A 14,109-nucleotide genomic window follows, 5' to 3' on the forward strand; every position below is an offset into this window, starting at 1 on the left:
ATTGCGTTGAACCGGCGGTCCCGAACATAATCGCCGTACGGAAACCTTCCACCGTCGATGGCGCCCTGGCGTAGGGCGCGAGGGGCGGAGGGTTCCGCTTCTCTTGGTGGACGGACGCACCTGTGCTGAGCCCTTGGTACCGTATCCAGGAAGACGAGACGATCAGGGCGGCGCAGTCGGCGGCCTTCGTGCGGCAATTGCCGATGATCATCCTGGGCAACCTGCTGGGTGCCTGGATCGGCGCCGTGGTGCTGAAGGACCATTTCACACTGCTGGAACTGCTGCCGCTGCTGGCCGGTGTGCCGCTGCTGATGCTGCCCGCCATCCGCGGCCTGTGGCGCAGCCGCAGCCGCCGGCCCACGCGCGGGGCGTCGCGGCGGCGCATCCGGGCGATCATCATCAGTTCCGCCATCATGGGCCTCTATTGGGGCGGCATGATGCTGTTCTACCTGTTCCAGGCGCCGTCGGCGGCCAAGGCGCTGCTGCTGGGCGGCTGTGCCTTCCTGGCGGTGGGTGCGAATGCGGCACTTTCCGTCGTTCCGCAGGCCTGTCTGGCCTATGCGGCCCCGATGATGGGGGCCGCCCTGGTGCTGAGCATCGCCGACCGGCAGGACCCGCTCTGGCTGGGCATGACCTTGCTGATGGGGCTGATGACCCTGGGGCAGATCCTGTTCCTGCGCGGCAATTGGGAAGGGTTCCGCACCCTGCGCTGGGGTGAGGAACGCATGGCCGCCGCCCAGCGCGTGGCCAACCTGGCCTGGCTGGTGGAGGATATCGACGGCGGCAGCTGCGAGATATCGGGCAATCTGCCCCGGCTGATGGGCCTGACGGTGCTGGAGACCTTGCGGTCGGACAAGCTGCCATCGCTGATCGCCGGCCGGATGGAGGCGGGGGCGGAGGGTGAACCGTTGCGCACCGCCGACGGCGTGGTCAACCGGCTGTGCCGCCTGGCCCTGCCTGACGGGACGCGGCGCTGGATTCGCGAGGAAAGCGCGCCGGTCCTGAACGACAATGGCCGCGTCGTGCAATGGGTCCGCACGTTCCAGGACGTCACCCCGCTGGAGGAAGCGCGGGAGACGGCCCGTTCGCGCGAGGCGATGCTGGCCACGGTGCTGGACACGGTGGATCAGGGGATCATCGCGTTTGACGCCGACCTGCGTGTCCTGGCCTTCAATACCCGCTTCGTCTCCATGCATGGACTGCCGCCCGGCCTGTGCCGGCCGGGGGCGGCGGTACGTGAGCTGATCCGCTGGAAGGCGCTGCGCGAGGAATATGGCCCCGTGCCGCCGGGTGGCGTGGAGTTCCTGGTGGATGAGAGGCTGGCCGTCAACGACCAGAATGCGCCGCACCGGTTCGAACTGAGGCGGCCGGACGGGTCGGTGCTGGAGGTGCATGGCAACCCCATGCCGGGCGGCGGATTCGTGACGTCATATTCCGACGTCACCGAGGCGCGCCAGCGCGAGGAGGAGCAGAAGCGGCTGGCCGAGGCGCTGGGCGAGGCCAAGCTGGCCGCCGAGGCCGCCAGCCGCGCCAAGTCGGAATTCCTGGCCAATATGAGCCATGAGATCCGCACCCCGATGAATGCCGTGATCGGCATGAGCTATCTGGCGCTGCGCACCGAGGTGCCGCCCAAGGCGCGCGAATATCTGCTGCGGATCGAGGAGGCGGGCAAGTCGCTGCTGGGCATCATCAACAGTGTCCTGGACCTGTCGAAGATCGAGGCGGGCCGCGTCAATATCGAATGCGTGGATTTCCTGCTGGACGAGTTGCTGGACGGCATCACCTCGCTGCATGGCGACGAGGCGCGGCGCAAGGGGCTGCAATTCATCCTGCGCCGGCCCACGGGCACGCCGCGCGTGCTGCTGGGCGATCCGCTGCGCCTGACCCAGGTGATCAGCAACCTGGTGGCCAACGCCCTGAAATTCACCCATGAGGGGGGCGTTACCCTCACCGTCGGGTTCGAGGCGGTGGAGAACGAGGCGCTGCGCCTGTCGGTGCAGGTGGAGGATACGGGCATCGGCATGAGTGCGGACCAGATGGAACGGCTGTTCGTCAGCTTCTCCCAGGCCGACACCTCCACCACCCGCCGCTATGGCGGCACCGGCCTGGGCCTGGCCATCAGCCGGCAACTGGTGGAGATGATGGGCGGCGCCATCAGCGTGGAGAGCCGGGTGGGCGAGGGCAGCCGCTTCCATTTCAGCCTGCCGCTGCGCTGGCGCCCGGCGGCGGCCGGCGAGCATGCGCATGGCGATGTCGACCTGACGGGCCGGCGCGCCCTGCTGGTCGATGACAGCGCGCTGGCCATCGACGTGCTGACCACCATGCTGGACCAGTACGGGCTGCAGGTGGACGGCGTGCGCACGGTGGACGAGGCGCTGGCCTGTCTGCGCCAGGCCGAGGCGAGGGAGGCGCATTACGACCTGGTCATCACCGATTGGCGCATGCCGGGTGCCGACGGTCTGGATCTGTGCCGCAGCATCATGGCCGCCGCCGCTGTGCCGCCGCCGCTGTTGATGGTGTCCGCCTATGACGTGGACGAACTGGCCGCCCTGACGGCGGGCACGCCGGTGCGCCAGATCCTGGCCAAGCCGGTGACGCCGGTGGCCCTACGCGAGGCGTTGCGCCAAGCCTTCGGCCATGCGCGGGGACCCGGCGGCTTCGGCGCCACGCCGGAGGAACGGCTGGCATCCGTGGCGGGGGCGGAGATATTGCTGGTGGAGGATAATCCGCTGAACCAGCAGGTGGCGCTGGACATGCTGCATCGCTGGGGCATGAACGTCACCCTGGCCGAGGATGGCAGCCAGGCCGCCGACAAGGTGCGGGCCAAGCGCTTCGACCTGGTGCTGATGGATATCCAGATGCCGGTGATGGACGGGTACCAGGCCACCCGCGCCATCCGGGAGGAGGCCTTGGCCATTTCCGGAGCGCCGCGCGTGCCCATCCTGGCCATGACGGCGCATGCGCTGCAGAGCGACCGCCAGCGCTGCCGCGAGGCCGGCATGGACGGGCATGTCACCAAGCCGGTGGTGGTGGAGGAACTGGTGGAGGCGTTGCTGGCCTGGCTGCCGCGCCGGAACATGCCGGGGGCGGGGCAGAAACCCGCCGCGCCGGGAGCCAGGCCGTTGCCGCCCTTCCTGCGCGACCTGCCGCCACTGCTGGATGTGGGGGACGCGCTGAAGCGGGCGGGGGGCAATCCCGATCTGCTGCTGCGGCTGCTGGACGGGTTCGCCCGCCAGCAGGGCCGGGACTTCCCGCATCTGCGCGCCGCGATCCAGGGCGGGGATATCGCCAAGGCGCTGCCCATCCTGCACGCCCTGGCCGGAACATCGGCCAGCATCGGCGCCGCCGACCTGGGCGAGACCGCCCGCGACGTGGAAAGCCGGGCACGCGAGGGGGAGGCGGGTTGGGCCGATGCCGCCGATACCATGCTGGACCGGCTGTCATCCATCCTGGCCAGGCTGGCGCAACGGCCGGCGCCGGAGGTAGCCCCCCCTGCGGCTCCGGCTGCCGCCGACGGCCAGCACCTGCTGGTCGTGGATGACAGCGACCTGAACCTGGCGCTGGTGGGCAGCCTGTTGAAGCGGGCTGGCTACCGCATCACCCAGGCGGCTTCGGGGCAGGATGCGGTGGATGCCGTGGCGGACATCGCTTTCGACGCGGTGCTGATGGATGTGCAGATGCCGGGCATGGACGGGATGGAGGCGACGCGCCGCATCCGGGCGCTGCCAGGTGCCGCCCGCGACGTCCGCATCATCGCCATGACGGCGGAGGATCGCGGCCGTACCTGGCCGGTGCTGGCGGCGGCGGGCATGGACGGGTTCATCGGCAAGCCCTTCACCGCGGCGTCGCTGGTCGCGGATGTGAAGGCGATACTGGCGGCACCGGTGGAGCAGGTGTGAACGCCGTCATGACGGGTCGGACGCCGTCAGCGATGGCGGGCACAGCACGATGCACAGGCCGGCATTGTCGGACAGCAAGGTGCGTTCCAGGGTGAAGCCGGCATTGCGCAAACGGTCCAGCAGGGCCTGCTGGCCCTCCCGGTCGCGCAGCACGCCGAAGGTCCGCAGATTGATTATGACGCGGTCGAACAGGAAGAACATGCGCAGGATGGCGTCGGCATGTTGTGCCGTCAGCCCGTTCACGATGTCGGTGCAAACCAGCAGGCGTCGCCCGCCCCCTGACAGCATCCCCCCATCGAAGGCGAAGGGGAACAGGCCGGAAATGAAGCGGACCCGTGATGCGGCATCGGGCCAGGCGGCCAGCGCCGGCCCGGTCAGGTCCTGGGCGGCGGCGTGCCGCCGGTTGTTGCACTCGTACCCCGTCACGCGCAGCCCGCAGGCGGCCAGCAGCCAGCAGAGGGGGCCCAGGCCGCTGCCCACCTCCACCACCATGTCCCCGGCCCCGGCGGTTTCGACCAGATAGCGGGCCATGGCCGTGTGGACGCGGTTGAACAGGCTACGCTTGTCGACCTGCCCGCGATAGAAATCGCCCGCCGCCTCTCCGGCATCGGGATCTTGCGCCAGCCATGCCTGCATGGCGGCAAGGCCGGCCTGTTCGACCTGGTGCTGGCGCAATTCCAGATGATGGATGCGCTGTTCCCCATCCATCGGTTCGTCATCAAGGGCGGGGGATGAGGGCATCCGCGTGACCGATGCCTCCGGCGGCAGGCCGGCGGCCCAGGCGGGGCGCGCGCCGCCATAGGCCATGACAAGGTTGCGCAGCCCCCCGCGCCCGCCGATCACCGCCTCCGACCCGATCTCCGGTCCCAGCACGGCGCGGATGTCGGCGGGGGTCAGCGTGGCGGTGCCATCGGTGAAATCGGGCGATTGCCGGTGATGTTCCAGTACCACCAGCCGGTCGCAGGCGGCCGCCGCCAGCGGCAATATCCGGTTGAATACGTCGATGGGGCTGCCATAGCCATGCAGCAGGTGCAGGAAGATGGCGGGAACACGGGACGGTGGTGGCCCTTCAGCCAGAAAGCGCGCCAATGGCACGGTGCGCAGGCCGGGCAGGGTGGAGGGCGTTTCGTCCCGCGCGGTGATGTGCAGCCCGTCGGCCCCGTCCAGCCATCGCGCCACGGCGCGGAAGGACAGGACATGGTCGGTAAAGCGTTTCCAACCCGGCCGGCGGTTGCTGCGCACCTGTGGCGGCAGGGGCCGGCGGCCGCGCTGGTCCATCATGATGCGCAGGTCGAGCGGGCCGCAGCCCAGTTCCACCAGCCGCTGCCAGAGCGCTCCCAAGGGCGGGTGGCGCCGCACGAATCCGGGATTGAACAGGTTGGACGCCCAGAGCACCGTCGGCTCGTAGCGCCAGCGCATCAGGGCGGGTTCCAGCATCGTGGCCGCATCGCCGCACAGGAACGACAAAGGCAGCGTGGCCAGCAGGGTGCGCATCCGGGTGAAGCTGTCCTCGCTGCCCAGGAAACCCTGGCCATATCCCAGGCCGAAAACCGCCGGTCCGGTGGTGTCGTGGCTGTCCGGTAAAGGCAGCAGGGTCAGCAGATAGCGGTCGAACCCGCCCATCACCGCCGCATCGATGCGCAACCCATCGGCGGTGATGCTGGCATTCAGCCCGTACCGGTCGCGAAAGGCGGTACCATCGAAACAGGCCAGCGACCAGAAATGCCGTTCGCGTTCGCCATGCAGGGCCGCATCCAGCGGGGTGCCGGCGCTGTTGGTATCGTCGAACGATGCCTGGTCCAGCGCCTCCCACGCCGCCGCGGGGGCGTGCAGGCACAGCAACCGCGACAGGAAATCCCGCCGGTCGGCGCTCTGTGCGATCAACGCGATGATGCGGCGCAGATGTTCCACCTGTGCCGGATTGATATCCAGGAACAGCACCTGCCGGATGGGCATGCGCAGGGACAGGCCATGCAGCACATCCAGTGCCCGGCCATTGGCGATGGCGACGAGGGAGACCGGCTCGCATCCCGGTTCGACATCGAACAGGGCCACGTCATTGCTGCTGAAATAATAGCCCTGGTCGTGGGACGGTGTTTCCGCCTGCTGCGCTATTGCTTCCGTCATTTACGGATGCGATCCCCGCCTTTGAGTCTGAACGGCGGCGGCACGATAGATCAGCCGTGCCGGTAATGGGAAGTCGCAACCGGTTTCAGCGCAGGGCCGCCACCGGCACCCGTGTCACCTGCACATCCTCCTTGTTGGTGGTGTAGGCGACATAGAGATGGCCGTTCCAGACGAGGCTCTTGGGATAATGGAAGCCCGGCCGCTTGTACCGGCCGGCGAAGCGCAGCGGCTGCAGGTCGGCCGTGCCGCGCAGCAGGAAGGCGCGGGTGAACAGCTTGCCGTCGGTGGACAGGGTCAGGGCTAGCGGGATACGCGCCTTGTCATGGCTGACGGCGGTGGCCAGGAAGGCGGTGCCGTCGGGCAGGTTGCCGGCACTCTGCTTGGCCCGTGCATCGGGCATGTCGGTCAAAGTGGGCTGTGACCAGCTTTCCCCGCCATCGCAGCTTTCCGAGGCGAGCGTGCGGAAGCTTTCGGCCTGATCGCGGAACACCATGGTGGCGCAGGCGCCGTGAAGGAACAGGCTGGGTTCCAGTTCGCGGCTGACCCGCCCCTCATGCGGCAAATTTTCGAACCTTCCGCGCACCCAGCCGGACACGGCCAGCGGGTCGTCGGTGTAGAAGGGGGCGACGATCATGCCCGGCCGTTGATGGAAGGCGGTGATGATGCGCCCGCCGGGCAGGGCGTGCGGGTCCTGTTCGATGATGCCCTCGACCGGCTTGCCATCCTGGCCCATGACGCGGCGGGGCGGGGACCAGTTTTCCCCATCCTCGCTGATCCGGTATTCGGCATAGCCGCCATCGCCGGACTGGAAGCCGGTGGGCCAGACATTGGTGAAGGCGACCAGCCTTTGCCCGTCCGTCCACCAGCCGCCGTTGGACCGCATCTGTCCCGGCACGGTGGCCGGCGGCGACAGGATGGCGGGCGGGGTCCAGGTCCTGCCGCCATCATCGCTGTGGCTGTGGGCGATCCAGGTGTCCAGCGTATCCTCATCGCGCTGCGACACCTGCCATTGCGCATGGAGGCGGCCGTTGAATGCCACCAGCACGACGCCGTTATGGAACAGGTCGCTGCCGGCGCTGGGGGCATGGATGGTGAAGGTTTCGGTACCGGGTGCCGGCTTCAGGCCCAGATCGCCGGGTCGGGTGGCATCGAACAGGCCGGGGGCGACGGCGAAGGGCGCTTCCTGCGCTGTGGTGGACACCGGTGTCATCAGGCCGAGGGCCAGCAGCAGGGGGATGAGGCGGCTTTGCATCAGGCATTGTCCTGGTGATGGCCGCCATCGGTCACGCGGCGGCGGAGATTGCCCACGGTTTGGGGAGAGACACCGACGCGGCGTGCGATCTCCCGGTCGGGCAGGGCGGCCATGGCGGGATCGGCCAGGATGCGGATCACTTCCTCCCGCCGTTCCGAGGCGGTGCGGAAATGGCTGGGCTGCCCGCCATCGGCGTCGTTGCCGTCCTGACCGCGGGCGGCGCGGTCCAGCCCGGCCAAGTGGCGCAGGTCGGCCAGGATCGCCGCCTCGACCCAGCTGCCGCGCCCGCTATGCGCGCGCCAATATTCGGCGCGGGCCAGCGCGTCCTGGATATTGGCGGCGCGCAGCCCATGTTCGACCAGCCGGCGGATGGCGATGGCGCGGGCATAGGCCGGCAGGTCCAGATGCAGGGTGGGGTCGACATCGTCGGCCACAACCTGCCCGTCCATGCCGCGCATCGATGCGATCTCCGCCCCCCGCCGTTCCCAATATTCCAGTTCCGCCATGGCGCCGGCGACACTGGTTGGCAGGGAATAGGCGGTTTCCACCGCGCGGCGGATTTCCGGCGGCATGTGGCGCGGCAGGCTGGCGCTGGTCCAGCCAGACAGGCTGCGCGTCCAGCGCTCATTGGGGGCATCCTGGGCCACCGACCAGCGGGCCACGGCGGTGCGCAGCAGCTTTTCCCGCGAACAGGGCGCTAGCACCGCATCGCGCCCGCCATGGCGGCCCAGCACCACCTGCGGATCGGGGATACCGGTGCGTGTCCGCCGGCCCCGGAAGTCGGGACGGGGCGGCGGGGCGGCGGTCGGGGCGGGAGCGGGGGACGGAGGAGGGGAAGGCGGTGGGGCAGGGGCCGGTGGCGGGGCCGGTGGGGCGGGCGTACCCGTCTCCATCAGCATGGTGGCCAGGTCGGCGAAGCGCTTGCCATCACGGGCCAGCAGGCGCCGCGCGCTTTCAATGGCGGCCGCCGCCTCGCCCTCGTTCGAGCTGTCGACCAGGGCCAGCACCTTGCCCAGTTTCACCAGATCCAGCATGCGCCAACCGTCCATATTGGACGGCCAGCATAGCAGTCTCGGCCTTCAAGTCCAGTGCGGCGGCACATCCCGATGGTCAGGCGGTAAGTAGCGCTATCACCACTGCAAGCAGCATGACATACGCGCGTAATCGAACTGGTGTATTAACGGGAAACCGGTGGAAAACCGGGCTCTCATTGCCCATCGGTTGTGTGGGTGACCGGGATGGGAAGATCAAGGACGGGTGGCTCTGGTTTGGCCCCCACCTATCCATGATTTGCCGGCGGTGGTGAAAAACCGCTGCGCGTGGCGGTGCAATCAATTGCTGCGCTTGCCCCGATGGTGGTAGCAATAAGGCGGGCCGGGCATGCCTGCCGCGTGGGGCGGACGGACCGGTAGCGGCTCGACAAGGGAATGGTGCGGCATCTTGCACGAAATGGGGAACATTCCGGGTCTGTCCGAGGGGGATTACGCCGCCCTTTACGACCGAATCGCACAGTCGCCGCAAGGTCTTGCCTTCCTGCGTGAGCATGCGCGCCGAGCGGGCGAGGCGGGCCAGACGCGGGTGGAAGCGGCGATGCGCGACCTGCGCATCCTGTTCGAAAGCCAGACGGGCCTGTTGCAGACGTCCGGCCGGGCCGAGGTTCTGCGCAGCGAGCTGATGGAGATGGCGGCGTCGATCGAACAGGCGCGGCGCGAGATCGCGGCCCTGCGGCCCAAGGATTCCTCCAACAACCGCCTGGATATCGCCACGAACGAGCTGGACGCCATCGTCTCCACCACGGAGCGCGCGTCGATCGACATCCTGCAATCGGCCGAGCGGCTGATGGAGGTGGCGGGACGGCTGAAGCGCTTAGGTGCCGATGCCGATCTGGTCGCCGATATCGAGAACGAGGTCACCAATATCTTCACCGCCTGTTCGTTCCAGGACCTGACGGGGCAGCGGACCAGCAAGGTGGTGAATGCGCTGCGCTATGTCGAACAGCGCGTCAATGCCATGATCTCCATCTGGAATATCGACAGCGTCAAGGCGGCCCCGCCGGACGGCCCCGTCGATACCCGCCCCGACGCCCATCTGCTGGGCGGTCCGCGCGACGATGGCGTGAACCAGAGCGATGTGGATGCGTTGCTGTCCGGTGCCGCGCCTGCGCCGCGTGCCCCGGCACCGCCGCCGCCGCCCAAGAAACAGGCTCCGGCGTCTGCCGCGGCGGACGAAGAGCCGCCGAACCCGCTGGACCAATCCGAAATCGACAATCTGTTCGACTGACTTAACGGAGACTTGCGATGGACTACACCGTCCACACCGCCGCTGATGGGTTGCGCGTCACCCTGTCGGGCCGTATGACGCTGATCGACCATGAAAAGTTCCGCAACGTCGTTGATGCGATCGAGAAGGCGGAAGGGACGGTCTGCATCTTCGACCTGACGAAGCTGGAATTCGTCGACAGTTCGGGGCTGGGCATGTTCCTGATCGCCCGCGACGTGGCCATGCCCAAGAAGATGGAGATCGAGCTGTTCGGCGCGCAGGAATCGGTGAAACGCATCCTGCAGATCGCCAAGTTCCAGACCCTGTTCCGCGTCACGCCCTGATCCAGGGGCCGCCGCCATGGTGTCCACCGCCCCGCACCCCGCTGCCGGCCCGCCGCCGTCCATCGGCGGGGAGGTGGCGTCCGGCCTGTTGCGCCGGCTGGTCATGTCCCATGGGCTGATCCAGGCCGATTGGGCGGTGGAGGCGGCCGAGGCAGGCACCCTGACCGCCGCCCCCGCCATCCTGGTCACGCTGCGCGGCAGCACGCGGGAGATGGAGGCGGCCCTGGCGCTGGGGGCCTGCGCCTATGTCGAACTGGGTGATGACGGGGAATTGCCGCCCGGCCTTCTGCCGCTGCTGGCGGGTCCGCCCGGCCTGCACCTGTCGCTGTCTACCGTCACCAGCTTCAGCCTGGACATGGCCCCGCTGCTTTGCACCACGCTGGTGGCGCGTGGCTGGCTGGACCCGCACCGGCGGTCGGATGCGGAAATCTGCCTGCATGAGGCGGTCAGCAACGCCATTGTCCATGGCAATCTGGACATCCATCATGGCCCTTCGGCCGATGCCGGTGCCTTTGACGGTTTCTTCCGCGCCGTGCAGGACAGGCTGGCCGACCGCGCCCATGCCAGCCGGCGGGTGACGGTGGAGGCGGTGGCCGGGGCGGATGAACTGTGCCTGCGCATCAAGGATGAGGGGCGGGGCCATCCCGGCCATGTGCCGGCCAGCATCGAGAAGCTGGAGGCGAAATCCGGACGCGGTATCCGCATCATGGGGGAAATGGCCGATCGCGTGTCCTTCACTGATGCCGGCCGCACCGCCAACCTGTATTTCCGCCGATGAGCGAGGCCGGCACGATCCCATCCGGCCAGGGGCCGAACCGCATCAGCTTCGCCGATTGCCGCGTCCTGATCGTCGATGACAGCCGCTTCAACCGGGAAATCCTGTCGCGCTTCATGCATTGGGTCGGTATCGGCAAGGTCGATTTCGCCGCCGACGGGGAGGAGGGGCTGGCCCGGCTGCGGGCCACCAGTTACGACCTTGTCGTGCTGGATATCGGCATGCCGGTGCTGGACGGGCTGAGCCTGTGCCGCCGCATCCGGGAGGAGCCGGCCTGGGCCGACCTGCCCGTGCTGATGCAGACATCGGCGGCCAACGACCCGGCCGGGGTGAAATGTTTCGAGGCCGGGGCCAGCGACATCATCACCAAGCCGATCAATCCCGGCGAATGCATGGCGCGCGTCCGCCTGCATCTGGAAAAGCAGTTCTTTTTCCGAAACCTGTCGGATTTCCACCGCCGCCTGCAAAGCGACCTGAAGCTGGCGCGGTCGATGCAGACCTCGCTGATCCCGGCGGCGCGGGTGATCGCGGCGGCCGGTGCCCGGCACAATCTGTCGATCGAAGGGCATTTCGAGCCGTCGGACGAGCTGGGGGGCGATTTCTGGACCCTGTTCGACCTGGGCGACGATCAACTGGGCCTGATGTCGGCGGATTTTTCCGGCCATGGCATATCGGCGGCCATCAACACCTTCCGCTTCCATACGCTGATCGAGCGTATTCCGCCCAACGGGCTGGAACCGGCGGAATGGCTGACCATGCTGAATCGGCCGCTGAAGGATCTGCTGCCGGTCGGGCAGTTCGCCACCTGCTTCTATGGCATCATCGACAGCCGGCTTGGCACCTTGTCCTATGCCGCCGCCGGCGCGCCCAGCCCGATGCTGTTCCATAACGGCCAGGTGACGATGCTGGATGCCAGCGGCCTGATGCTGGGCGTGACCAACAACCCGTCCTTCACGGCCGACACGGTGCCGTTTCCGCGCGGCGCCTCGCTGCTGGTCTATTCCGATGCGATGACGGAGGCCGATGACCAGGCCGGGCACCTGATCGGGGAGGATGGATTGCTGCGTCTGGTTCGGCAATGTTTCCCCGGAGGCGAGAACAGGCTTGCGCGATTGCTCGCCTCCTTCGACACTATGGCGGCGCGGCCGTTGGCCGACGACCTGACGGCCATTTGCATCAGCAGGGTGTGACCATGCCTGTGATGTCTCCCATCGATTGGATAAAGGGCCTGTTCAAGCCCAACCGCCGGCGTTTCGACCGGCATGCGGTGCAGTTCGGCATCCGCCTGCAGGCGGGTGGCCAGACCTACGACTGCGATATGCGCGACGTTTCCCCGTCGGGCGCCTTGCTGGTGGACGCACCCAACCTGCCGATCGGCACCATGACCGTGCTGGAAATCCCGCAGATCGCGCTGTCCACCGATGCCCGTGTGGTGCGGCGGACGGAACTGGGAATCGGCATCGAGTTCTCCCGCGACGGGGTCGGTGCCATCGTCGCCGGCTGGGCCAAGGGGTTGAGCCCCGTCCCGGAGTAAAGGCAGGTATGGGAGGGTTACGCCGGCAAGTCTTGCGTCGGCGTGGCCGGCGGTCCATGTCCTATGGTCTTTACCCCTGACGGAAACCGATCTTGGCCCTGACCACCGATGCCGCCCCGAAAAAGGCCACCCGGACCCGCGCCCTGCTCGGCCGGTTATCGGCGGCCTATCTGGGGCCCTACAAATCCAAGCTGGCGGTGGCCTTGCTGCTGATGGCGCTGGAAGCGGCGGGGACGGGGGCGGTGGCCTGGGGGTTCCAGCCGCTGCTGGACCGGGCGTTCCAGCCGGACAATCACGGTTTCCTGCTGCCGTTCGCCGCCCTGATCATGGCGGCCTTCGTGGTGCGCGGCACGGCGGCCTATGGCCATTCGGTGCTGGTCAACCATGTAGGCCAGCGCATCGTAGCCCGCATCCAGGGCCAGGTCTATGGCCACCTGATCCGATCCGACCTGGCCTATCTGCACGGGCGCGCGTCGGGGCAGTGGATTTCGCATCTGGTCAATGACGTGAACCAGATGCGGCTGGCCGTGTCGGAATGCCTGACCGGGGCGGTCAATCACGGGCTGACGCTGGTCGTGCTGGTCTGCATGATGTTCTATCAGGATTGGCGCCTGGGCCTGATCGCCTTCACCGTGTTCCCGGTCTCGGGCTGGTTCCTGGGGCGCCTGGGCAAGCGGCTGCGCCGCATCGCCGCCAGCCAGCAGACGGAGCTGGGCAATTTCTCCGCCGTGCTGGGCCAGACCTTCCAGGGCGCGCGCCATGTGAAGGCCTATGGCATGGAGGCGTATGAGGAGGCGCGCGTCGGTGGCACCATCGACCGGCTGCGCAAGCTGACGGCGAAAAGCTATCGCACCGGCGCCTCCATGCTGCCCATCAACGAGATTTTCAGCGGTGCCGCCGTGGTCGGCGTCATCGTCTATGGCGGTCTGGCCATCGCAGACGGCACGCGCACGGCCGGCCAGCTGGTCAGCTTCATCGGCGCCTTCATGCTGGCCTATCAGCCGATGAAGGCCCTGACCAAGCTGAACGCGCAGTTGCAGGTGGGGCTGGCGGCGGCCGACAGGGTGCTGTCGGTGCTGGATGCGCCGCCGCGCATTACCGACCGGCCGGGGGCCAAGGTCCTGCCGCCGGACAGCCGGCACGATATCCGCTTCACCGGCGTCCGCTTCTCCTATGATGGGGAGAAGGAGGCGCTGGAAGGCGTGGATATAGAGGTGCCGGCCGGGCGCACTGTGGCCCTGGTGGGGGCGTCCGGGTCGGGCAAGACCACGGTGCTGAACCTGATCCCGCGTTTCTATGAGGTGACCGAGGGGGCGGTCACCGTGGCCGACCAGGATGTGCGCGACCTGACGCTGGCCAGCTTGCGTGCCTCCATCGCCCTGGTCAGCCAGGAGACGGCTTTGTTCGATGATACGATCCTGGCCAACATCGCCTATGGCCGGCCGGGCGCGTCACGCGCTGAGGTGGAGGCCGCCGCCCGCGACGCCGCCGCGCATGATTTCATCCTGGACCTGCCCGACGGGTATGACACGGTCGTGGGGGAGATGGGGCTGAAGCTGTCGGGCGGGCAGCGCCAACGCATCGCCATCGCCCGCGCCATGCTGAAGAACGCGCCCATCCTGCTGCTGGACGAGGCGACATCGGCCCTGGACAGCGCGTCGGAACGGGCGGTGCAGGAGGCGTTGCGCCGGTTGCAGGCCGGGCGCACGACCCTGGTCATCGCCCACCGCCTGTCCACCATCGCCGATGCCGATCACATCTATGTGATGGATGCGGGCCGGGTGGTGGAGCAGGGGACGCATGAGCAGCTGTTGGCCCAGGGCGGGGCCTATGCGCGGTTCCAGATGTTGCAGGGTGGGGCGTAGGTCAGGGTCGAGGGCGCAAGCCCGAGCCCTGACAGATAAGGCTTTCAATCCATT

10 protein-coding genes are annotated in these 14,109 nt (G+C 68.0%); 7 read left to right on the forward strand and 3 right to left on the reverse strand.

All coding sequences use genetic code 11. The features are described from left to right. Positions 1-122 precede the first annotated feature (122 nt). Positions 123-3,899: a response regulator gene (locus tag ACM9HJ_RS12505; RefSeq protein ID WP_416572064.1), complete on the forward strand. Its 3,777-nt coding sequence runs from the start codon at positions 123-125 to the stop codon at positions 3,897-3,899. Positions 3,900-3,905: 6 nt separating this feature from the next. Here the strand turns inward: ACM9HJ_RS12505 and ACM9HJ_RS12510 are convergent, their stop codons facing one another. The 3 genes from ACM9HJ_RS12510 to ACM9HJ_RS12520 all read right to left on the reverse strand — a co-directional run bounded on the left by ACM9HJ_RS12510 (position 3,906) and on the right by ACM9HJ_RS12520 (position 8,312). Continuing rightward, the gene (locus ACM9HJ_RS12510; RefSeq protein WP_416572065.1) at positions 3,906-6,026 is read right to left on the reverse strand and encodes a hypothetical protein; all 2,121 of its coding nucleotides are present in this window, start codon (positions 6,024-6,026) and stop codon (positions 3,906-3,908) included. 85 nt (positions 6,027-6,111) lie between these two features. Then, positions 6,112-7,278 carry a sialidase family protein gene (locus ACM9HJ_RS12515; protein WP_416572066.1) on the reverse strand — a complete coding sequence of 389 codons (1,167 nt, stop codon included), beginning with the start codon at positions 7,276-7,278 and terminating at the stop codon, positions 6,112-6,114. Beyond that, positions 7,278-8,312, reverse strand: a complete 1,035-nt coding sequence (locus ACM9HJ_RS12520) for a DUF2786 domain-containing protein (protein WP_416572067.1) — start codon at positions 8,310-8,312, stop codon at positions 7,278-7,280. The genes ACM9HJ_RS12515 and ACM9HJ_RS12520 overlap by 1 nt, the downstream gene beginning before the upstream one ends. A 415-nt stretch (positions 8,313-8,727) precedes the next feature. Between ACM9HJ_RS12520 and ACM9HJ_RS12525 the strand changes: the two genes are divergently transcribed. The 6 genes from ACM9HJ_RS12525 (at position 8,728) to ACM9HJ_RS12550 (ending at position 14,055) form a co-directional block, all read left to right on the forward strand. Next, positions 8,728-9,558: a hypothetical protein gene (locus ACM9HJ_RS12525; RefSeq protein ID WP_416572068.1), complete on the forward strand. Its 831-nt coding sequence runs from the start codon at positions 8,728-8,730 to the stop codon at positions 9,556-9,558. 17 nt (positions 9,559-9,575) lie between these two features. Then, positions 9,576-9,881 carry an STAS domain-containing protein gene (locus tag ACM9HJ_RS12530; protein ID WP_416572069.1) on the forward strand — a complete coding sequence of 102 codons (306 nt, stop codon included), beginning with the start codon at positions 9,576-9,578 and terminating at the stop codon, positions 9,879-9,881. A gap of 16 nt (positions 9,882-9,897) precedes the next feature. Beyond that, positions 9,898-10,659, forward strand: coding sequence for an ATP-binding protein (locus tag ACM9HJ_RS12535; RefSeq protein WP_416572070.1), 762 nt, complete (start codon positions 9,898-9,900; stop codon positions 10,657-10,659). Further along, positions 10,656-11,846 (forward strand): PP2C family protein-serine/threonine phosphatase, encoded by a 1,191-nt coding sequence (locus tag ACM9HJ_RS12540; protein ID WP_416572071.1) that lies wholly within the window; start codon positions 10,656-10,658, stop codon positions 11,844-11,846. The genes ACM9HJ_RS12535 and ACM9HJ_RS12540 overlap by 4 nt, the downstream gene beginning before the upstream one ends. Before the next feature lie 2 nt (positions 11,847-11,848). Beyond that, complete coding sequence (locus ACM9HJ_RS12545; RefSeq protein ID WP_416572072.1) at positions 11,849-12,190, forward strand: PilZ domain-containing protein; 342 nt, start codon at positions 11,849-11,851, stop codon at positions 12,188-12,190. Positions 12,191-12,282: 92 nt separating this feature from the next. Next, the gene (locus tag ACM9HJ_RS12550) at positions 12,283-14,055 is read left to right on the forward strand and encodes an ABC transporter ATP-binding protein (protein ID WP_416572073.1); all 1,773 of its coding nucleotides are present in this window, start codon (positions 12,283-12,285) and stop codon (positions 14,053-14,055) included. Positions 14,056-14,109 lie beyond the last annotated feature (54 nt).

The organism is Niveispirillum sp. KHB5.9, from assembly GCF_048066115.1.
In the GTDB taxonomy this organism is placed as follows: domain Bacteria; phylum Pseudomonadota; class Alphaproteobacteria; order Azospirillales; family Azospirillaceae; genus Niveispirillum.